Origin of the sequence: Gilliamella sp. B3367 (genome assembly GCF_026536825.1) — a bacterium.
GTDB classification, from domain to species: Bacteria; Pseudomonadota; Gammaproteobacteria; order Enterobacterales; family Orbaceae; genus Gilliamella; species Gilliamella apicola_E.
In genome coordinates this window covers 330587-351640 of record NZ_JAFNNJ010000002.1, presented here as the reverse complement: position 1 = coordinate 351640, position 21054 = coordinate 330587, and the positions used below count along the sequence as shown (strand labels likewise).

General features: G+C 32.3%; 19 protein-coding genes. 7 read left to right on the top strand and 12 right to left on the bottom strand.

The annotated features are described in order from the left end of the window. Positions 1 to 111: 111 nt before the first annotated feature. The 4 genes from J3U23_RS04645 to rlmC all read right to left on the bottom strand — a co-directional run bounded on the left by J3U23_RS04645 (position 112) and on the right by rlmC (position 6042). Positions 112 to 639, bottom strand: a complete 528-nt coding sequence (locus J3U23_RS04645; protein ID WP_267338638.1) for a HugZ family protein — start codon at positions 637 to 639, stop codon at positions 112 to 114. Positions 640 to 684: 45 nt separating this feature from the next. Beyond that, the gene (locus J3U23_RS04640; RefSeq protein ID WP_267338637.1) at positions 685 to 2343 is read right to left on the bottom strand and encodes an ABC transporter ATP-binding protein/permease; all 1659 of its coding nucleotides are present in this window, start codon (positions 2341 to 2343) and stop codon (positions 685 to 687) included. 89 nt (positions 2344 to 2432) lie between these two features. Beyond that, complete coding sequence (locus J3U23_RS04635; protein ID WP_267338636.1) at positions 2433 to 4628, bottom strand: TonB-dependent hemoglobin/transferrin/lactoferrin family receptor; 2196 nt, start codon at positions 4626 to 4628, stop codon at positions 2433 to 2435. A 274-nt stretch (positions 4629 to 4902) separates the two neighbouring features. Beyond that, positions 4903 to 6042, bottom strand: coding sequence for a 23S rRNA (uracil(747)-C(5))-methyltransferase RlmC (gene rlmC / locus J3U23_RS04630; protein ID WP_267338635.1), 1140 nt, complete (start codon positions 6040 to 6042; stop codon positions 4903 to 4905). A 211-nt stretch (positions 6043 to 6253) separates the two neighbouring features. On the opposite strand from rlmC, the gene map reads away from it, so the two are divergent. Then, entirely contained in the window at positions 6254 to 7042 is a 789-nt protein-coding gene (map, locus tag J3U23_RS04625; protein ID WP_220226051.1) for a type I methionyl aminopeptidase, read from the top strand. 169 nt (positions 7043 to 7211) lie between these two features. Here map and J3U23_RS04620 read toward each other — a convergent pair whose 3' ends face one another. Together J3U23_RS04620 and J3U23_RS04615 are read right to left on the bottom strand one after the other, a co-directional pair. Beyond that, a complete protein-coding gene (locus tag J3U23_RS04620; protein ID WP_220226052.1) occupies positions 7212 to 8081 on the bottom strand; it encodes a co-chaperone YbbN in 870 nt (289 codons plus the stop codon). Positions 8082 to 8108: 27 nt separating this feature from the next. Beyond that, complete coding sequence (locus J3U23_RS04615) at positions 8109 to 8879, bottom strand: SDR family oxidoreductase (protein ID WP_267338634.1); 771 nt, start codon at positions 8877 to 8879, stop codon at positions 8109 to 8111. Positions 8880 to 8981: 102 nt separating this feature from the next. Between J3U23_RS04615 and J3U23_RS04610 the strand changes: the two genes are divergently transcribed. Further along, positions 8982 to 9674, top strand: coding sequence for a 5'-methylthioadenosine/adenosylhomocysteine nucleosidase (locus J3U23_RS04610; RefSeq protein ID WP_267338633.1), 693 nt, complete (start codon positions 8982 to 8984; stop codon positions 9672 to 9674). A 39-nt stretch (positions 9675 to 9713) separates the two neighbouring features. On the opposite strand, the gene rnd is transcribed toward J3U23_RS04610, so the two are convergent. Both rnd and J3U23_RS04600 read right to left on the bottom strand, forming a co-directional pair. Continuing rightward, complete coding sequence (gene rnd / locus J3U23_RS04605) at positions 9714 to 10802, bottom strand: ribonuclease D (protein WP_267338632.1); 1089 nt, start codon at positions 10800 to 10802, stop codon at positions 9714 to 9716. A gap of 14 nt (positions 10803 to 10816) precedes the next feature. Continuing rightward, positions 10817 to 11968, bottom strand: a complete 1152-nt coding sequence (locus J3U23_RS04600) for a metallophosphoesterase (RefSeq protein WP_267330344.1) — start codon at positions 11966 to 11968, stop codon at positions 10817 to 10819. Positions 11969 to 12000: 32 nt separating this feature from the next. Between J3U23_RS04600 and cmoA the strand changes: the two genes are divergently transcribed. Both cmoA and cmoB read left to right on the top strand, forming a co-directional pair. Further along, a complete protein-coding gene (gene cmoA, locus J3U23_RS04595; RefSeq protein WP_065734141.1) occupies positions 12001 to 12771 on the top strand; it encodes a carboxy-S-adenosyl-L-methionine synthase CmoA in 771 nt (256 codons plus the stop codon). A 34-nt stretch (positions 12772 to 12805) separates the two neighbouring features. Then, on the top strand, positions 12806 to 13774 hold the full coding sequence (gene cmoB, locus J3U23_RS04590) for a tRNA 5-methoxyuridine(34)/uridine 5-oxyacetic acid(34) synthase CmoB (protein WP_267338631.1): 969 nt from the start codon (positions 12806 to 12808) through the stop codon (positions 13772 to 13774). 75 nt (positions 13775 to 13849) lie between these two features. On the opposite strand, the gene J3U23_RS04585 is transcribed toward cmoB, so the two are convergent. The 3 genes from J3U23_RS04585 to J3U23_RS04575 form a co-directional block, all read right to left on the bottom strand. Beyond that, the gene (locus J3U23_RS04585) at positions 13850 to 14749 is read right to left on the bottom strand and encodes an endonuclease/exonuclease/phosphatase family protein (RefSeq protein WP_220226057.1); all 900 of its coding nucleotides are present in this window, start codon (positions 14747 to 14749) and stop codon (positions 13850 to 13852) included. 332 nt (positions 14750 to 15081) lie between these two features. Continuing rightward, positions 15082 to 16044, bottom strand: a complete 963-nt coding sequence (locus J3U23_RS04580; RefSeq protein WP_267338630.1) for a hypothetical protein — start codon at positions 16042 to 16044, stop codon at positions 15082 to 15084. Positions 16045 to 16216: 172 nt separating this feature from the next. Further along, complete coding sequence (locus tag J3U23_RS04575; RefSeq protein ID WP_267338629.1) at positions 16217 to 17041, bottom strand: MetQ/NlpA family ABC transporter substrate-binding protein; 825 nt, start codon at positions 17039 to 17041, stop codon at positions 16217 to 16219. Between the two features lie 284 nt (positions 17042 to 17325). Here J3U23_RS04575 and J3U23_RS04570 point away from each other — a divergent pair, with 284 nt between their 5' ends. Further along, positions 17326 to 18090 carry a hypothetical protein gene (locus tag J3U23_RS04570; protein ID WP_267338628.1) on the top strand — a complete coding sequence of 255 codons (765 nt, stop codon included), beginning with the start codon at positions 17326 to 17328 and terminating at the stop codon, positions 18088 to 18090. A 29-nt stretch (positions 18091 to 18119) separates the two neighbouring features. Continuing rightward, on the top strand, positions 18120 to 18872 hold the full coding sequence (locus J3U23_RS04565) for a hypothetical protein (protein WP_267336832.1): 753 nt from the start codon (positions 18120 to 18122) through the stop codon (positions 18870 to 18872). 121 nt (positions 18873 to 18993) lie between these two features. Here the strand turns inward: J3U23_RS04565 and J3U23_RS04560 are convergent, their stop codons facing one another. Continuing rightward, entirely contained in the window at positions 18994 to 19956 is a 963-nt protein-coding gene (locus tag J3U23_RS04560; protein WP_065734147.1) for an aldo/keto reductase, read from the bottom strand. A 154-nt stretch (positions 19957 to 20110) separates the two neighbouring features. On the opposite strand from J3U23_RS04560, the gene J3U23_RS04555 reads away from it, so the two are divergent. Continuing rightward, positions 20111 to 20992, top strand: coding sequence for a LysR family transcriptional regulator (locus tag J3U23_RS04555; protein ID WP_065734148.1), 882 nt, complete (start codon positions 20111 to 20113; stop codon positions 20990 to 20992). Positions 20993 to 21054 lie beyond the last annotated feature (62 nt).

Here is a 21054-nt window from a genome sequence, read left to right as displayed (position 1 = left end):
AAAATAGAAATCTATCAATATACAAAATAATATAAACTAATAAAATGTCACAAATAAGAAACCATTATCTACTAGATAGATAATGGTTAGTAACTTTGCTAATGAATCAGCTTATTTATTGGCTTGTTCAATTTTTTGATTAGCGACATAATCCTCATCGACCGGTGTGATAAGATTATTCTGATGATCAACAATATAGGTTTTTCCAAAACCTAAAACTAATCTACCGACTGTTGGTGTGATTTTAAACAAATTGAAATCTTTCATTTCCGCTAACATATACACCATTTTACTTACCCTTTTAGCAAGTTGGTCAATGATGTTATCAAAAAGCTCAGAGTCTCTTTCAACAATGCTTGTTGTTGCACGGAACGATAGTCGTCTACGAGCATAGATATTCTTGGTATTGCATTCATCATCAATAATTAAAAAAGAGAGATTTGCATTATCTTTCATATTTTGACTATGAGGGGCGAGATCTGATATTAAAACGTAATAATCTTTTCTATCAAAAAAATAAGGTGAATAACTCGTATCTACTTCACCATTTTTAGTCATGGTTGATAATATAATTGTGCGAATTGTTTCATGTAAATTTTCTATTGTACTTTCAACAACATCATTTTTGGACTCAGCCATAATTACTCCTTGTTTGTCTATTCAGTTAACTTATTAACTTCATTGTTATAAATTCAATTGGATGCATTTATCAAAATAGTTCGAAATATCAGTATGAGAAATTATAATAAAACTACTTGTCGGTAGGTTTGTCTTTAACAATTTCAGCAATTGTTTTTCTGACTGCTTATCTAACGCATTGGTTGTTTCATCCATAAAAATCCAATCAGGTTTATGCATTAAAATTCTTGCAATCATTAGTCGTTGCTTTTCACCACCGGAAAGTGTTTTTAAATTATCACTGAGTAAATTTCTATCGATAAATTCTGTAGAAAAACCAACTTTTAATAGAAGTTGCTTAATCAAACTTAAATCTTTTTCAAACAAAGGTTGCGGATAGCTTATTGCATGAGCTAATCCCCCAACCGGAAAATAGGCATTTTGCGATAAAAATAATGTCTTTAATTTTGGCACTTTAATCATCCCCTCAAAATTGGGATAAAGGCCAGAAATTACTTTGAAAAATGTTGATTTACCTATACCCGATGCACCGGATATAACAACCGAATCGCCTTTATTAAGATAAAGATTGGGTAGTGTTAATAAAACAGTGCCATCCGGTTTTTTTATAGTTAAATCTTCAATCGAAAATGCATCTTGATTAATCTCTAATTGGCTAGCTGATTGATATTGATGAGCAGCTTGATTAGCTTTTTCAAAAAACTGGGTTAAACGATAACTACATGCAATAAGTTCGGCAAGTTTAGTATAATTGAAAATAAACCAAGACAAGTTAGTCACAACATTACTAAATGATTTACTAATTTGCATTAAAGAACCTAAGCTAACTTTACCAATTAAATAGATAGGCAAAGAAAAGAAAATAGGCACACTTAACACCGTTAAATAATAAGGCCGTGTAAAACAGCCTAAAATAAGTTGTCGTTTAATTAATAAATACCAATTTTTAATAATATGATTAAAATGCTGTTCAAATTGTTGTTTCTCCACTTTTTCACCATTCGCTAACGCGATTGCCTCTTTCGATTCACGAAATCGAGTTAAGACAAAGCGATAATTTGCCTCTAAGTGTTGTTGTTCAATTAACACGTTTTTTAAGGGGCGCCCCAGCATGTGGGCAATACAAGAAGTGAATAATACATAGATAGGTGCTAGCCAAATTAAATAATGAGAAATACTTATATCAATATTGAATAGACTAAAATTTAAAACAAAATTATCGGTAATTTTCCATAGAAGCATAAAATAGGAAAACAGGCCTATACATTGAGTAATCAGCGAAAAGCCTTCATTTGTTAATCGCTCAATAAATAGCAGACAGTCTTCGGAAATACGCTGATCAGGATTATCAATTTCGTCTTGATTTAAATACCAATATGCCTTGTTATTCAGCCATTTATCAAGTATCGAATCATTTAAAACCTTGCGCCATGTAATCACTAAGGTTTTTCTTAAAAATTCAATTATTAAGTAAGTTATTGCCCCCGAAATAGTTAATAACACAAAAACGATTAATTGGGTAATAACGCCTTGCATGTCATATTTTTCTAATGCATTAAAAAAGTTTTTATTCCAATTAATCATTTCAAGACTAATTTTAATTAAAACAATATTTAAACAAATAATAATTAAAGCATAACAGTAACCATATTTACCTTGTCTTGTTTTGAAGCAAAGCTTCATAAGCAAGATTATATTTTTCAATGTTTGCACAACTTATACTCTCAAAACTGCCTTTTTCTAAATCAACTCCTGCCAATTATCAATTTGACAGAAGTATTTAACTTTAATGATTAAAAATTAATAACCGCACTAACTGCAAAAGTTCTTCCTGGTGCGGTTTGAAGCTCGATAGGATTCGTCACTTTTACATTATTTTGTGGATTTTTATAATAACTACTAAACATCGGCCATTTAAAATAACGGCGGTCAAATATATTTAACACCGATCCCCGAATAGTAATATTTTTGCTAGGGTGCCAATTTAAATAGGCATCATAGACTGCATAACCGCTTGGTTTAAATATTTCATCTGATGAGGATTTATCCCTAGAAACGTGAGATACCGCTTTGGAAAAAGTGCCGACGACTTCAGTATCAAAATTAAAATCGGGAACATTCCATTTCAAACCGATATTACCTTGCAGAGGCATGGCTTCATTAAAATAAGTTTTTTTATCACCGGGGGAATCTTGTTTTTTTCCATATTGATATGAGCTTGAAGCATTCAAAGTCCAATTTGGCGCAAAATGCCACTCGCCCGATGTTTCAATGCCCCATAGATTAACATTGGATAAATTTTTGTAGGTATAATCCTTCGGTCCAACCCGAATGAAATTCTTGATATAGTTGCTATAATCAGCTTTGAATAAGCCTACACTAAACCAACCTTCTGAAAAATCGCCTCTGATGCCGGTCTCATAAGATTTCACTTTTTCTGGTTTTAGTTTAGGGTTAGGAATCAGATTCATCGTTACCGACGGCAATGAGGTATAAAGCTGTTGAGCCGTTGGCATTTTGAATCCTTCAGCATAACGGGCATAAACAGAGTATTGATCAGTGATGTTATATAATATGCCTAACTGCGGAATGAGGCGATGTGAACTCAAATCACGAGGTTCTTTGCCTTTAACCACCGCATAATGGCTATCCGTATTGGGTTTAATTTTATACGTTGCATATCGTAAACCCGGTTTAATTTTTAAATTTTCTGATATAAAGTGAAATTCATCTTGAAGATAAATATCTGCACGCTGCGTTTTAGCGTTAGCAAAATTAAATCCGCCACCTATGGTTTTTACGCCATTTTTTGTGTTCTCATTACGATAATTGCTACGGGTAATATCCCCTTGAAAACCATAAATTAAATCATGCGTTGTATTGAAAAAATCAACGTTTGAATTTAACTGAAGATCCAACTGCCAAAACTTTTCTTTATAATCATTCGTGGTATAAGTATAAATCGGTGTTTGTCTTCGATCTTTTTGTTGACGATGCGATTTTAAATAACGTTCTTGCGGCGAGTAAGAGAACATGGTCTTGATTTGATCGATAAAGCTTATTTCGGGAGTCCAACTATCATCAATCGCAAACCTTTTACGAGTTTGAATTTGTGTTCTTCGATAATCCCCGTTGAATGTTCCATTGGTTTGTAATCCATAATCATACATTTGTTTTACATACGAATTAGAACGGAAATTCTCAAATGCTAACTTTGTTTCTCGAGTATCATTATGATAAACCAATTTGGTTAACATATTTTCAGCTTTAGCATCCAACGGATTTAATTTATTACATTTAATAGCATCTGCGCCACGTGGACAGCCCCAAATACCGCCATTTGCTTTAGCTTTAGTTAACTTGGTTTCTTGGTAATCTCTTCGACTAAAACTGATCAATCCTTCTAAGTTAGGCATCAATTCAAGCGCTAACATACTCGTTTTGGTATTTTGTTTATTTAAACTATCATAACCGCCACTTACTCGAACAGCATAAGACTTACCTTTAAGTAAATCACTAGGATCTATGGTTTTAAACGCAACTACCCCACCAACAGCATCTGCCCCCCATAATACCGAGCCAGGTCCACGAATGACTTCAACAGCTTTTATATTTGCTAAATCAATAAAATTTCTATTGCCGTCTTGGATACTTTCAATCACTCTTGAACCGTCAACTTGCATTTGAATACGGTTACCCGCCATACCACGTATTCTAATACTGCCTAAATTACCAAAAGGGTCGGTCCCTGAAGTTTGCCGATTAACTGATATTCCCGGTAAATATCTAACTAAATCTTCCATTGTTGACATTTGATGATCATCTATATTCTTTCTAGAGATGACATCAACGGTTTCTGGAATAGCTAATTTGGCTCTTTTTTGTCTACTAGCCGTAACCGTCATAGTTTCCAATTCATCATCAGCAGCAAATACTGAGAAGGATATTGAAGCAGTCAAAACGGTTAAAAAGATTTTATTTATTTTCATTTTTCACCACAAAGTTATATTAATAAACTGCTCAAATTAATTCCCAATATTTGATAATTATCATTTTTTACTAATTAATCTAGCAAAAATAAAAAATATGATCAATGAGAATAATTATCATTTATGTTAGATAATGATTATCATTAGCTTTAATGCGAGAGGCTAAAATATTAAAATGAGCGATTAATATCAATGAGGTTGAATAGAGAAGCAAATCTAGACCAATAGTTATTAATATAAATATTAGTCATTAATAGCCTAAATCAGTAAATAACTATCTGTATTTTTCCAACAAAACCAAAACTTCCATGTGTGAAGTGTGCGGAAACATGTCGAACAATTGGGCTTTAGTCATTTGATAATCGCTTAAAAGCTGCAAATCTTCTACCATAGATGCTAAGTTACAACTTGAATATAATATATATTTCGGTTTTATATTATCTAAGTATTGAATGAGTGATTTACCAGCCCCGCGTCTTGGAGGATTAAGTAAGACTAAATCAGGGATACCTTGTTCATTGTTTACATATTTAGTGGCATCTAACGATTTAAAATCGAGTTTATCATAACCAAGTTTTTCAGCGGATTTTGTTGCGCACTCAATGGCATCAGAACTAATTTCAATGCCAGTCAATTGGATCTTTTCATTATTAGAATGACCGATACAATGCAAACCAAAACCACCTACTCCACAAAATAGATCCCATATTGAGTTAACATTTAAATTTGCCACCCAATCACTAGCCGTTTGATAAAGTTTTTCTGCAATGTAACTATTTGTTTGAAAGAAACTTTTAGATTTAATATATAAAGGTATCTGATTGAATTGGAACGCTAAAAAAGGGTTATCGGTTAAAATCAGTTCTTCTTCCCCCTCTAATATCGCTGCATGGTTAGGTTGGATGTTGATAGTAACAACTTCTAAGTTATTTATTTGCAAGTTGTGGTAACTATTTTTAATTTTTTCTACAAATTTATGTGATTTCAATACAAATCGCAGCATAAAATGGCTGTTATTATCAATAATGCTTTCTGTGATGATAACGAATTTTAACTCCCCTTTTCGCTTGTTGATATTATAGGGAACTAATCCTTGCTTACGAATATAAGTACGAACCAATTTTAGAATATTTTGCATGTTTGAGCTATAAAGTGGGCAATCGCACAAATCAATCGCATCATTACCGTTTTGGATGCCTAAAATTGGTTTTTCAACCGTACCCAGCACTGCCATTTTAGCTTTATTACGAAATCCTGATTCAGGACTCACATACGGATCGTTAACTTGTTTAGGATTAAAATCAGCTAATTTCTCCAACAAATGACTTTGTTTCTCAGTTAATTGAGAATGATATGGTTGATTAATTTTATGACAAGACAAACATTTTTTTTCTTGATAATAGCTACATTGCATCTTATTGAAACCTTTTTTTATAATGTTTTATTATATAATTAAACGGTTTCAAGCTGTATTAGTTTTCATTTTTTATACACAAAAACCCCGTTCCTCAACTTTTTTTTCGTAAAATTTAAACTTTTAATCAAGAGGAATTATCCACCGCTATGCTTTAAAGAAACAACGGTATATGATAGGATATTGCCATTAAAATTACAGGAACACGTTAATGTCTATTAAGTTAAAAACTCCCGCCGAAATTGAAAAAATGCGTATTGCAGGCAAATTAGCTGCTGAAGTTTTAGAGATGATCGAGCCGTATGTTAAACCAGGAATTACTACTGGTGAACTCGATAAAATTTGTTATGAACATATTGTAAATGTACAAAAAGCTATTCCTGCCAATATTGGTTATCATGGATTTAAACATACAAGTTGTATATCCATTAACGACGTGGTGTGTCATGGTATTCCAAGTTTTGATAAAAAATTAAAAGATGGTGATATTCTTAATATAGATGTAACTGTGATCAAAGATGGTTATCATGGGGATACTTCAAAAATGTACATTGCAGGTAAACCCACTGTCGCTGGCGAAAAACTTTGCCAAGTTACACAAGAGAGCTTATACGAAGCGATTAAAATCATAAAACCAGGAATTCGATTGAGAGAAATCGGTAAAGCTATTCAAAAATATGTTGATAAATTTGGATTCTCTTCAGTTCGTGAATATTGTGGTCATGGTATTGGTGAGGTATATCATGATGAACCTCAAGTATTACATTATGATGCTGATGATGGTGGCGTAATTTTAAAACCAGGTATGACTTTTACGATTGAACCGATGGTGAATACTGGCGATTGGCGTACACGTACAATGAAAGATGGTTGGACCGTTAAAACTAAAGACCATGGACTTTCAGCTCAATATGAGCACACTATTTTAGTAACCGATAACGGGGTTGAGGTTTTAACCCTTCGTAGTAACGAAAACTTTCCTCGTATTATCGAACATTAAATAAAAAAAGAGATTCAACAAAACTGTTGAATCTCTTCATTTCATCCTTCTAATCTATCAACTTTCTTTTGATATCTTTTAACTTTCCAAAGTTTCGATAGAAGCTCATAAAATTTTTTAGGAATTAATGCCAAGCTTTTACCATCGCCAGAATTCAATTAAGTATTTCTTAATATAGCAGCGTATAAAGCTTACGACGATAACTACTAGCTAAAGCGTTATTAGTACCCAATGCAGCTAACAGATCAAGTAATGTTTTCTTAACTTGACCATCTCCCGCATTTAGATCTTTTGTTAACGGTTTGAATAGTAGCTCTAAAGCCTCTTCGTGTCGCCCTACTTGCATCAATTGTGATGAAAGTTGGATCATTAATTCAATATTGTCAGGCTGTTTTGCCAATTCAGCTTGCAACTGCTGTAATTCTGGTGAATTTGCCGCTTGTTCAAGTAACTCAATCTCAGCTTGTAATCCATGAAAAGCGGAATCTTGGTCTTGTAGCGGAATTGTTGCTAAAACTTCTTTAGCATCGTTAAGTTGCTTTTGTTCAATTTGCGCTTTAGCTAACATTAATGCGATATCTGATCTTGGTTTGCCTAAGTGATCAGTTAGCGTCGTCCATGCTTGTTTTAATAAAGGTAAAGCTTGGTCATATAACCCTTCATTAAATAATTTTTGAGCTTCAACAAGTTTTAATTCATCTTCATTAGGTAAGATTTTGGCTAAAAATGCTTTAATTTGATCTTCACTTTGTGGACCTTGAAAACCATCAACTGGCTGCCCATTTTGGAACATATAAACTGTTGGAATCGCTCTTAAACCAAATTGTGCTGCAAGCATTTGTTGCTCATCACAATTTACGCTGGCTAAAATAAATTGTCCTTGATGCTCTGTCGCTAATTTTGTTAGCGTGTTTGTCATCTCTTGATGATTTGGACTTCTTGGTGACCAAAAGTAGAATAACACGGGAGTATTTGTCGATTTTTCGACAATTTCTTGAATATTCTGTTCGTTAACATCAAAAATAAATTGATTTGACATAATTTATCCTATGAATAATTTAATTTATTACTTATTTTCTAAAATTTTATCCATTAATCTGTCGGGAAGCAAACGTTTAGCTATCGCTGCTAACTTCGTTACTTTAGTTACCCTGTAACGTATTTTGGGCTTGTCGTGCTCTAATGCATGATAAAGATAAGGTAAAACAGCTTCAGGAGCTAAGGTAAAACGTCTAGCAATTGGTGGATTTTTTACAATATTCTCTTTTTCGGTTTGATTCACATTATTTGAAAAATAGGTTTTTAATGGACCAGGTTCGATTAAACAAACCTTTATATTCGTTTTAGCTAATTCTAACCTTAATACATCAGACCATGCTTCTAAGGCGTATTTACTGGCTGAATAAGCTCCTCTCCCTGGGGTTGCAACAATTCCAACAATAGAGCTTGTTTGAATGATTCTTCCTTCATTTTGCTCAAGCATAGCCGGTAGTAATAATTGTGTTAATTGATGAACACCAAAAAAATTTGTTGAAAACTGTGACTCTAACTGCGCTCGACTGATGGTGTTTAATCGACCATATACCCCAAATCCGGCATTATTAAATAAAGCATATAATTTTCCTTCACATAAAGTTAAAACTTCCTGCGCAGCTTGAGTAACAGTGTCTGGATCATCTAAATCTAAAAGAACGGTTTCAAAACCTTGCTCGACTAATTTTTTTTGGTCTTCAACTTTACGGCAAGAAGCAATAACACGATAACCTCGCTTTTTTAATGCTATTGCTGAAATCAAGCCAATACCGCTTGAGCAACCTGTTATAAAAATTGTACGCAAATTTTATCTCCGTTATGATTCATTTATTGTCAAGTTCACTTATGGCAATTATGATAGCACATTTAAAACAAATATACGGCTAATAAACACCTAGAGGTCCTTATGAAAATTGCTATTATCGCAGCAATGGAAGAAGAAGTTGCAATACTAAAAAGTAAAATTACTGATTATCAATTAGAACATCATTTAGGATGTGATTTTCACATTGGCAAAATTGCTAATTGCGACATCGTATTATTACAATCAGGTATCGGTAAAGTAGCTGCGGCATCAGGAACTACCCTGCTTTTAAATAATTACCAAGTTGATGCGGTAATTAACACTGGCTCAGCTGGTGGGCTTTCAACTAAGCTCAGTATCGGTGATATTATTGTATCAAAAGATGTTTTTTATCATGATGTGGATCTAACTGCTTTTGGATATAAACCGGGCCAAATGTCTGGTTGCCCTGTCTCGTTTCCTGCTGATGAAAACTATCGATCATTAGCCGAAGCTTGTATCAAAAAACAGGGTGTCAATGCCGTAGCTGGTTCAATCGGTAGTGGAGACGCTTTTATTAATGGAAAAAGTAATCTAGAACGAATTAAGCAAACTTATCCTGACGCAATTGCCGTTGAAATGGAAGCTGCTGCGATCGGCCATGTTTGTTGGTTATTTAAAGTTCCTTTTGTAGTGGTTAGAGCGATTTCAGACAATGGAGATAATGAATCAGCAATTGATTTTCAATCCTTTTTAAAGTTAGCCGCAGCTCAATCATCTATAATTGTTGAATCGATGCTAAGTGAACTTGCTTAAATAAATTGGTGTCAATTTCATTTGACACCTAGATATTGATTAATTTAATAAGCCATATTGTTCAAATAGTGGTTTTCTCCACCCAGATAATATTTCAGGCATACTTTCGTTTTTATCTATTTTCCATTTTATATATTGATTGATTAACCGTTTTGATATAATTAATTCACGGCTAAGTCCAGTCTGTGATGAAATATTTTCAGTGATTTGCTTTAATAAATCAGAAGTTTCTTTGTAATTTGGATAACTATTCATTCGTTTAATTGGTGGAATATTCGGTATAGGTTCCTGCAATATTTCCAAAATGGTTGGACCATATAGCCGAACTTCTTTCCCTTTCATTCCTAATTTATCAAGTTCAGCTAACGACGAAGGTTGGAAACGGGCAATCTTAAATAAAACAGCTTCATGTATAACAAAATTTAATGCAATATTTTCAGATTTGGCTAATTGGTATCGCCATAATGCTAACTTAGCCAATTGTCCTAAGCTGTCACCTTTAAATTGCCAGCTATTTCCGATATTTAGGTAAGCATCTTTAGGATCAAACGGCTTGCATTTACGGGCAATCGCACTTTGACATTCTTGATAAGCTGCATCTAAATAATGATTAGTTGTGAGTTTAGCTTTTAGAATTTCCATTAATTGGAAGAGATATAACACATCATTAATCGCATATTCACATTGTTTTTCAGTCAAAGGACGTTTTAACCAATCTGTTCGAGTTTCGCTTTTATCTAATTCAATGCCTAGGTATTTATTAACTAAACTAGCATAGCCACTGCTAACAGGATTATCTAGGAATGATGCCAAAATTTGGCTATCTATAATTGGAGTGGGTACACAGTTAAATGTAGAAAGAAACACATCAATATCCTCACTACAAGAGTGAAAATATTTTTCAATTGTAGGATTGGCTAAAATAGCTAAAAAATCCTGCCAATTGTTGATATTAACCGGATCAATTAATGCTGCATGTTTACCATCAAAAACCTGAATAAGTCCTAATTGAGGATAAAATGTTCGCGTGCGAACAAATTCCGTATCTAATGCGATTGCATTGCTGTTCGCAATTTTTAAACAATAACTAGATAATTCTTCATCAGTAGTAATATATTGATAACTCAAAATATGAATCCTATTTAAGAGGTCGATTTTTTTGCAAATGATACATCTATTACAACAATTTCAGAACGGGTCATTAATCGTATTGGCGGCCCGCCAAACCCATAACCACTACTCACGATACTGGTAAAATGATGATTAGTATCTTGATAAATTCCCTTAGCATTTTTATACATCATGGCGACTAAAATATTAACCGGGAAAATTTGCCCACCATGTGTATGTCCAGATAGCATCAAATCTACATTTTGTTCAGCGGCTTCATCAATATTTCTTGGTTGATGATCTAACAAGATTATAGGTTTCTCGGTATCAGTAAACAGGATTAAATCAGATAATGAAGCACGCTTAATATCATACCGAGATGAAGAAAAATCATCCCGCCCTATCAATGTTATACCAACTTCATCAAGATAGACTATGTCATCTTTTAAGACTTTCAAATTTGCTTTTTTGAAGGCATTAATAATATCATCTTCACGATTATTAGCGTCATTAATTCCTAAATATTCATGATTACCAAAAATAATATAGCTACCATATTTGGGTTTTAATTGTTGAAACTGCTTATCAAAGCCATCTTCTAAAAAAGGCTTTAAACTTTTATCCAGTGTATCCCCCGTTATCACAATAAAATCAGGTTCCAAAGCGTTTACCTTTTCGACCATTTCTCGAATCATTTTGGTAGACGTATGTTCATTGATATGAATATCTGAAAGTTGAACAATTCTTAAATGCTCAACATGGGCAGGTTTATTAATTTCAACTTTATAATGGACAATTTGAGGATTTATCGCCATTTCATGCCCAAAACAAAACAGCGCTGCAACAGCAATAATAAAGCTAACCTTAATCCATAGATTGGGTTTTAATCTTTTTTTACTAAACCAATAAGTGATATCAAAAATAGTAGCTATAAAAACGCTACAAATCATCAATCCAGAAATGGAGATTAAAGAAAGATGTATATATGAAGGTATAAAACCATCTAATAATCTAGCAAAAATTAATGATAATCCGGCAAAACAGACAGTGACCCAATAAATAATTCGAAAGTAACCTGTTAAATTCAAATTAAACCAAAACTGCCAACGTTTACCAAAATAGAATGTAACAAACACACTAATAACAATCGTTGCAAAAATGGCTATAAAATCAACAAATGTCATAATTATCCGAACAATCGAAAGCAAAAAATGGTATGATAACAGAATTAGATCCTATAGCACCAATAACTTTTATGAATAGCAAAAAAGATCAGTTATTTTCAACACCAATTGATAAATTAGGCGATTGGACTTTTGATGAAAAAGTTGCCGAAGTCTTTCCCGATATGGTGCAACGCTCTGTTCCTGGTTATTCGAATATAATCTCAATGATAGGCATGTTGGCTGAAAGATTTGTTCAACCCAATTCAATGATATATGATTTGGGATGCTCGCTAGGCGCTGCATCACTTGCAATTCGTCGGAATATCAAACAAGAAAATTGCCATATCATTGCCGTTGATAATTCATTACCAATGGTAGAACGATGTAAAAAACACCTTGATGCCTATAAATCAACTACACCTGTTGATGTTATATGTGAAGATATTTGCAATATTAATATGCAAAATGCTTCAATGGTTGTCCTAAATTTTACCTTGCAATTTCTAACGCCAGACAATCGTCAACGTGTTTTAAATAATATCTACCAAGCATTAATCCCTAATGGCATATTAGTGCTATCTGAAAAATTTAGTTTTAATGATAAGAGTGTTGATGAATTATTATTTAACATGCACCATGACTTCAAACGAGCGAATGGTTACAGTGAACTAGAGATTAGCCAAAAACGGAATATGCTTGAAAACGTTATGCTTACCGATACTATTGAAACCCATAAACAGCGTCTTGCTAAAGCAGGATTTAAACATGTCGATACCTGGTTTCAATGTTTTAATTTCGGTTCCATCATTGCTATAAAATAACATCAGATTTAACCCAATTACAAAGGAATAACGAATGATTGATTTTGGTGATTTTTACCAAATTATCGCAAAAAATAAGCTTAAAAATTGGCTTGAAGTATTACCAGCAGAACTAGCTAATTGGCAAAAGCAAAATTTAGATAACCGTTTTAGCCAATGGTTAAATAGCATTAAACACTTGCCAGCAATTACCCCTTTTCAAATCGACTTCTTACATAGCGTAACAGCTAAAACTGAGCAGCCGTTATCTTCAGGGGAACAGCAAAGAATCACCCAATTATTGAAAACCATGATGCCATGGCGTAAAGGCCCTTTTCATCTTTATGGTGTGGATATTGATACAGAATGGCGTTCTGATTGGAAATGGGAGCGACTAATTAATCACATTGAAAATTTAGAGGGCAAAACAGTTCTCGATGTTGGTTGTAATAGTGGTTATCACTTATGGCGAATGGTTGGCGCAGGAGCTAAACTTGCCGTTGGTATTGATCCAATGGCGCTTTATTTATGCCAATTTGAAGCAGTAAGAAAACTATTAGGTAATGATCAACGAGCTCACTTACTACCCTTAGGAATTGAGGATCTGCCAAAATTAAATGCATTTGATACGGTTTTTTCAATGGGCGTATTATATCATCGCCGTTCGCCACTTGATCATCTTTACCAATTGAAAGATCAATTAGTTGATGGTGGGCAATTAGTGCTTGAAACTCTGGTTATTGAGGGAGTCGAACACCAAGCATTAATGCCTGGTGAACGTTATGCTCAAATGCGAAATGTCTATTTCATCCCATCTGTACCCACCATGATAAATTGGCTACATAAATGTGGTTTTAAAGAGATAAAAATGGTTGATATATCGAAAACCAGTTTAGATGAACAGCGCAAAACAGACTGGATGGAATCTGACTCATTAGCTGAGTTTCTTGATCCAAACGATTTGAACAAAACGATTGAAGGTTACCCTGCTCCAATACGAGCGGTATTTGTTGCCCGAAAATAGTGCATTGATCTTATCGCATCAATTAATATAAAAAACGGGCTTATGCCCGTTTTATTCTTAACTATATAGATGATATTAATTATTCTTTATAATCATTTGAACTGGGTAGTGATCTGAATACTTATCAGTAAAATCATCTTTAAGTACCTTAACATCAATCACGTTATCTTTAAGTGGTGGTGAGACATAGATATAATCATAACGTAATGGTACTGATGCTTGATCATAAAAGACTTTAGTTGGTGCGGTTGAGATAAATTCTTTGTGTTTTATCTTTAATGCATCAATATAACCCGCATCAAGTAGATTTTGTTGAACGGTATAGCTTAATTGGCCATTTACCAGATTATCAAGAATTGGTCTTTTCTTCTGTTTTTCTTTTATATCTTCTAAAAGCGTGCTTTTATCATAATCAGGTTTATCTGCTGGAGAGAATGAATTCAAATCCCCCGCGATTATCCATTTACCATTAGGATCACGACTGTATTTAATTGAATCTATAATCAAATTAATTTCATCGATACGCTTAGCCGTCCAAAACGGGTTCATATGGGTTATCACAAAATGATAATTACCAACATCTGCAAACAGCGCTCCATGCCATAAATTATCGACCACTTTATTCACATTTACGATAGGATATTTTGAGGTAATGGCAACTGGGAAAAAAGCAGGATCATCTGGTGACTCTTTTAACAGAACAGCATATTTGTGACCATAACTGGCTGCAAATTTTTCAAGTTTTTCTCGAGTAAAGAAATTCATCTCTTGCCAGGCAATGATATCGGCATCTTGAGCTTTTGCCCAATCAATATATTTCTGCTTGCCTTCGCTCTCATCTAACTTCATCCCGTTATAAACATTATAACTGATGATTTTAAGTTGCTTAACATCATCAATTGATGCGTAAGCACTTGAAGCACTAAAAATAATACCACCAATTAATGCTGCAATTTTCAATCTAGTTTTACTCATAAGATATTCCTTTATTTTATTAACTCACTATAAATATTATATTGATTCGATTTTAATCAAAATTCTTTTTATGATTTATGTGATTTAGGTCAATATTATTATCTACAATTCGTGCGATTCGAATTTTATTCAAGGAAGGAGCATGATCTGTGAATATAAAGATTGGATAATTGCGATTTTGAAACTTCAAAAACCCCGCTCCTCAACTTTTTTTATAATATAAATACAATTCAATAAATTCAGAATAACGGTTATTGATAAAATAAAAGGCATAATAAAAATATTATGCCTTTTATAATTATTGTAGTGATAAATTACACAATGACTAAAATTTATTTGATAATATAGATATTAGTATCTTGGGTAAAATTTAAAAATTTTTCAAATGGGCCATATGCTTGGTAATAAGTCATATTTGGATCTATTTCTTTAGGACAAAGTTCATCAGATTTTCTTAAAGAATTTATGCCTTCCTCTCCACCTAATTTTTTATACTTACTAGCAAAGTCATCACCATTTAAAGTGAAAAGTTGTTTCCAATTATCTAATGTGTCTGCTAAATATTTTTTACCAGCATCACATTCAATTCCACCCAAATTAATTTTAGGGAATACGTATTGCTCAATCTCAGCAAATTTTACTGGTTTATTAGGAAAACTTACTTCAAATCCTGTCTCTGGATCTTCATTGGATTCAAAAAATTCATTTTTTAATAAGGTGATATAATCTTTTTCACGATAGACTTTAATTCTAGGAAGTTGGATATCTTTTTTGGTTTTAAATTTTTTAGGAAGTTCATTAGGGGCTTCCTGGTTGATTGAATAGTCCCAAGTATTATCTTCCCTTTCGATAAAAACATCATTTATCACTTTAACAGGTAGTTCAACTTCATCTTCTACACCATTTATAATAATGGAGACTTTACGTAAAGATTTTTCATATAACTTATCATAATCTTCGTCACTGGTATTTTCAGTAGCGTAGATATAGGTATGAAACATATAGTTGCTTTGTGTAGGATTAATAAAACCATCATTAGGAAACCTAGCTGGTTTAACGATAAAATCGAGCGACTCATTGTTATAAGCTAAATTATGCTTACCATATTCAAAAGTATAGGTAGTGTTAGAGTTAGCCGGAATAGCGAGTTTTTTACCATCAATGGCTACTACAATTTCATTATCAGTGGGATTATCAATCATACGAACAACTGACTTAGGTTCATCGGAACAGCTACAAAGCATAACGCCACAGACAATTAAAATGGGTAATTGAATTTTTTTCATCACATTCATTTATATTCATAATTGGGGAGATAACAATTTTATCATGGTGAAAAATCAAAATAAATGAATTATTTATCTTTAAATTGCTTTACAAAATAGTTTTTGATCTAATCAAAGTTTGAAAGCAGTTATATAAAATATGAAAAATATCCTAATAGTAATTAGGATATCTTGGAAAGATTTACTGCTGTGGCCAAATAAAGCGACCTTTAGCGTCAGGATCTTCATTAATAAATTTTCTAAGCTGATCTGATTGATAAAGTTTTTTTACATCTTGCGCCCACTTGGTATTTAAGTTTTCTTTCTTAACTACGACCATTAATTCAAGATTCGGAGTTAACTTTTCTTGAACTAAAACATTATCTGCAGGAATATGACTTAACCATGCTATTCCCCCAGGCATTATGGCATAATCAACTTCATTAAGCGTTCTAGGAATAATTTCAGATAATATTGCTTTAAATTTTAAATTATATTTATTTTCGGCAATATCATTTAAATCTAACGTTCCTTCTTCACTTTCAGGTTTTAAGGTGATCCAATTCAAACTTTGTAATAATTGTAATGAACGAGCTTTATTTGATGGGTCATTTGGAATAAGAATTGTCTGTCCATCAGCAATTTCATTTATTGAATGATGTTTCTGTGAAAAAAGCGCCGCGGATATTGAAGGAATATGAACTAAAGAAACAAGATCACTCTTAGTTTCTTTATTATATACATCTAAATAAGATTGATGTTGAGCGGCATTGAGATCGATACTTCCTTCAACTATAGCGGTATTTGAATCCCTTAATGAACTGAAATTTACCATCTTAACTTTGTAACCTTCTTGTTCTAAAGCAGGTTTTACGACTTTTTCCATCATTATATTATGCATACTTGGTGGCAAACCAACTACGATTTCTTTCTTCTCTTGTTGGTTGTTTTTAGCTGAATCAGACTTGTTGTCACACCCAATTAATGTAAATCCTAATAATATAAACAGGTAAATATATTTTTTCATTATCACTCCCTATTAAGATAAATTAGTCGAACATATTCTGATACGACTATTGAGTCATTATAGACGGTGAATAACTATTGGGATAATACGAAAAAATTATATCTATATTCAAATTGGAAATATGTGAAATAAGATTAAAATATCGCTAAGAAAATAGGATATCAATAAATTAGTTAAACTAGTATCCTTAATATTATTAAGCTTTTTAGTTCAATGTCCTTATTATATTAAAAAAATAATGGTATCCTTAGGATTAGGACCAGATTTTAAACATAAGGATCATAATGAAAAAAACTATCATTTGCTTTTTATCATTTTTGATAATTGGCTGTAACCCAAAGAGTGATAATGAGCAAACTATTAATAATAATTACTTATTTTTTCAAGCTCCTGAACTTAAACCATTTTCCAAACCAATAAAAAAACAAATACTATCTGGTAGCATAAACCAAGAGTTTACTATAAATCAGCAAGGTTTTATTACCTCTGTTGTTTCACCCGAAATTCAACCTATTTTTAATCAATCATCAGATAAAGCATTTCCAGTCAAAATAGATATTGATTACCAAAAATCCTTAATGATTTTCTCGCAACAAGATCAATTTCTTTTAGAATTTTATATAAAATTCGATAATGACAAGAATATGACCGAAATTCATGAAGCAAAACTACCTATTGCTTGGTATGCTAATTATGATGAGCAAAAAAGATTGATTAAGCTTACAAAAAAAACTGATCCTAATCTTATTACCTTCGTATCAACATTTCTTTATGACCAAAATAATTTGAAAAAAATCATTGAAGAAACCACACTTAAAGATAATGATGAAACAAAACTAATGTCAAAAAATGAAGTGGAATATTTTTATAATAATCATCATCAAATTGATAAAAAAATAATTTATTTAGATGATTATATAACAAAAAATAACCAAAAATTAGAATGCCAATTTTATGATTTTAATCAATTTGGTGATTGGACGAAATATTATTGCTTAAAGCCTAATGAAAATTTCAGTTTCTTTGTTTTACGTGAAATTGAATATTAACCTTTAAGTAAATAAATAGGAGTATAGTAATGAAAATCAAAATAATTCTGCTTATAAGTTTAGCGCTATTTGGATGTAAAGATAATCATACACCCAATATAGCCGTTGAAAATAGCTATTTAATTCATGCTGGTATAGATTTAGCCCCCTATTCCATTCCAATTAAAGAACAGTCAATAAAAGGGGATAATCCTGTAACTTTAACGGCAAATACCGATGGACTCATTGAATCAATGACTTTAGATTATTATAAATTTGTTATTGATTATAAAAATGGGAAATATACTTATGAATCTGAAAATAAGAACCTGAATCTTGATATCAAGTTTGATCAAGAAAAAAATATTCTTTCTTATCAGGATGCTAAAAAAAATAATAAATTATTGGTAGGTTATGATTCTAATGGGCGAATAATAAAAATTGAAGATTCAACCTATGACTTGGATTTCATTAGTCAAGTTTATTATGAAAACGATTTAGTCTCTAAAAGGGTAGTAGAAATTTTTCAAAAATACGATGAAACTGACAGTTTCATCGTTGTTTTAAGAGAATATAAATATTTTTATAATGATAAAAAACAATTGAGTAAAAGAATTCAATACGACTACAAAATTGAATTTGGCAAAATTGTACTCGATGAAAACAATCAAAGAATAGCTGAGATGAAGGAAGAGTGTTCTTATGGTGATTATAATCAGCACGGCGATTGGACTAAAGAATATTGTTTAGGTCCAAATAAAGTGACGACGCATTTTTATTTACGAAATTTGGAATACTTTTGATTAAATTGATAAAAAAGTCATTTAAATATTATTTAAAATCAATTTATTATTTAACCCTCGATATTTCAAATATAATATCGAGGATTAGTGAGCTGTAAAAAACAGTTAAAAAACAATACTTTTAGATTGCTCCCATAATAACATGGGGGATATAAAGTTCCTCAAGATAAGCAATATCATCTTTAGTTAATGAAACTTTTAACGCGCCGACTGCATCATCCAAATATTGCGTTTTGGTTGCACCAATGATAGGTGATGCAACGCCTTTAGCAAATTGCCATGCTAGCGCAACTTGCGTCATGGTTACACCATATTTTTGTGCGATATCATTTACTCTTACAACAATTTCTCTATCTATTTGTTGCGTACTATCATATTTGGCAATAGCAACTTTATCAGTTTTACTTCGCAACGTATCGGTTTTCCATTCTAATCGTGAAAGTCTACCAGCCGCTAATGGGCTATAAGGAGTTAATGAAACATGGAATTGCTTACAGATCGGAATTAACTCTCTTTCATCTTCCCGATATAATAAATTATAGTGATTTTGCATTGAAACAAATTGAGTCCAACCATTTTGCTTAGCTGCCAGCTGCATATTATAAAATTGATAACCATACATTGCCGATGCACCTAATGCTCGGACTTTACCTATCTCGACCAAATGATGTAATGCCGCCATGGTCTCTTCAATCGGTGTACTATAATCAAAACGATGAATTATGTATAAATCGACGTAATCGGTACCCAATCGTTTGAGCGATCCATCAATTTCTCTTTCAATAGCTGTTTTAGAGAGGTGTCCTTCGTTAAAATAGACTTTAGTGGCCAAAACGACTTTATCTCTAGCGATATTTCGTTTCAATGCTCTTCCAACATATTCCTCGCTAGTTCCACTTGAATAAGTATTAGCTGTATCAATAAAATTAATACCTAGATCTAAAGCATGTTTAATGATGGCTTCACTTTGGTCGGGATTAAGTGTCCAGTCATGCATTTTACTGGCAGGATCACCAAAACTCATACATCCTAAGCAAAACCTGGAGACCTCAATATCAGAAGTACCTAATTTTATATAATCCATACAATAACTCCTCAGTATGTCAGAATCATTCAAATAATTTAATAAATTGATAAAAGCTCAATTTTAATAATTTTATTTTAGAGATAACTTTTATTGAGATAAACAGGGTATTCATTTATAGTATCATGAATTAAATTCATTAATATTATATATTATGCATAACTATAACGAACTCAATTACTTTATTACTATCGCTGAAGCAAAAAGCTTTATTGGAGCAGCTAAATCTTTGGGAGTTTCCTCATCCGCATTAAGCCATAGTATGAGGAATTTAGAAACTCGATTAAATCTCAGGCTATTTAATCGTACAACACGAAGTCTTTCATTAACTGAAGCTGGTGAACAACTTTATAAACAACTAGCGCCTCTATTTAAACAAATAAATGAAGAAGTTAACGCACTTGGTGATTATTTAGATACACCATCAGGTACAATTAGGATCAACGCATCAAATATTGCGATTGAAAACTTTATATATCCTAAATTAAGTCAATTTTCCTTACGCTATCCACAAATTAAGATTGAAATTGAATGTGACAATAATCTAGTCGATATCGTTAAAGATGGTTTTGATATGGGTTGTAGAATTGGGAATGACCTTGCTAAAGAAATGGTTGCTGTAAAAATATCAGATCCTTTGCGAATGGTCCTAGTTGCTAGTCCTGATTATCTAAAGCAGAGAAAAGAGCCTAAACAGATAAGTGATTTAGATCAACATCTTTTAATTGGCAAAAAAGTTTCAAGCCAACATGGAATGGAAACAATTTGGGAATTTACTAATAGTGGTAATATTATTCAATATCACCCCTCTACTCACTTCTCCATCAATAATCATTTAAGAAAACAGGCGATACTTGATGGCTTAGGTATTTGTTGGATTGGTTATCCTGATGTAAAAAATGAATTAGCAACTGGAAGACTTATAGAATTATTAAGCGACTATTCAATTACCTATGAGCCATTTTATATCTATTATCCAAGCCGTAAAGGCCATTCAAATGTTTTTAAACTTGTTTTAGATGCATTGAAATCTTAATTAGATTAATCTTTATATTTTAAAAAGGCAGTAATACTGCCTTTTTAATTTTCCAAAATGGC

What these genes read in the sequence shown, in the direction of transcription:
- J3U23_RS04600 (WP_267330344.1), bottom strand. Translation starts at nt 11,968, where the DNA reads ATGACATTTGTTGATTTTATAGCCATTTTTGCAACGATTGTTATTAGT.
- rlmC (WP_267338635.1), bottom strand. Translation starts at nt 6,042, where the DNA reads ATGCAATGTAGCTATTATCAAGAAAAAAAATGTTTGTCTTGTCATAAA.
- J3U23_RS04620 (WP_220226052.1), bottom strand. Translation starts at nt 8,081, where the DNA reads ATGTCAAATCAATTTATTTTTGATGTTAACGAACAGAATATTCAAGAA.
- J3U23_RS04635 (WP_267338636.1), bottom strand. Translation starts at nt 4,628, where the DNA reads ATGAAAATAAATAAAATCTTTTTAACCGTTTTGACTGCTTCAATATCC.
- J3U23_RS04585 (WP_220226057.1), bottom strand. Translation starts at nt 14,749, where the DNA reads ATGAGTAAAACTAGATTGAAAATTGCAGCATTAATTGGTGGTATTATT.
- J3U23_RS04565 (WP_267336832.1), top strand. Translation starts at nt 18,120, where the DNA reads ATGAAAATCAAAATAATTCTGCTTATAAGTTTAGCGCTATTTGGATGT.
- J3U23_RS04560 (WP_065734147.1), bottom strand. Translation starts at nt 19,956, where the DNA reads ATGGATTATATAAAATTAGGTACTTCTGATATTGAGGTCTCCAGGTTT.
- J3U23_RS04570 (WP_267338628.1), top strand. Translation starts at nt 17,326, where the DNA reads ATGAAAAAAACTATCATTTGCTTTTTATCATTTTTGATAATTGGCTGT.
- J3U23_RS04555 (WP_065734148.1), top strand. Translation starts at nt 20,111, where the DNA reads ATGCATAACTATAACGAACTCAATTACTTTATTACTATCGCTGAAGCA.
- J3U23_RS04645 (WP_267338638.1), bottom strand. Translation starts at nt 639, where the DNA reads ATGGCTGAGTCCAAAAATGATGTTGTTGAAAGTACAATAGAAAATTTA.
- map (WP_220226051.1), top strand. Translation starts at nt 6,254, where the DNA reads ATGTCTATTAAGTTAAAAACTCCCGCCGAAATTGAAAAAATGCGTATT.
- cmoA (WP_065734141.1), top strand. Translation starts at nt 12,001, where the DNA reads ATGATAACAGAATTAGATCCTATAGCACCAATAACTTTTATGAATAGC.
- cmoB (WP_267338631.1), top strand. Translation starts at nt 12,806, where the DNA reads ATGATTGATTTTGGTGATTTTTACCAAATTATCGCAAAAAATAAGCTT.
- J3U23_RS04575 (WP_267338629.1), bottom strand. Translation starts at nt 17,041, where the DNA reads ATGAAAAAATATATTTACCTGTTTATATTATTAGGATTTACATTAATT.
- J3U23_RS04610 (WP_267338633.1), top strand. Translation starts at nt 8,982, where the DNA reads ATGAAAATTGCTATTATCGCAGCAATGGAAGAAGAAGTTGCAATACTA.
- J3U23_RS04580 (WP_267338630.1), bottom strand. Translation starts at nt 16,044, where the DNA reads ATGAATGTGATGAAAAAAATTCAATTACCCATTTTAATTGTCTGTGGC.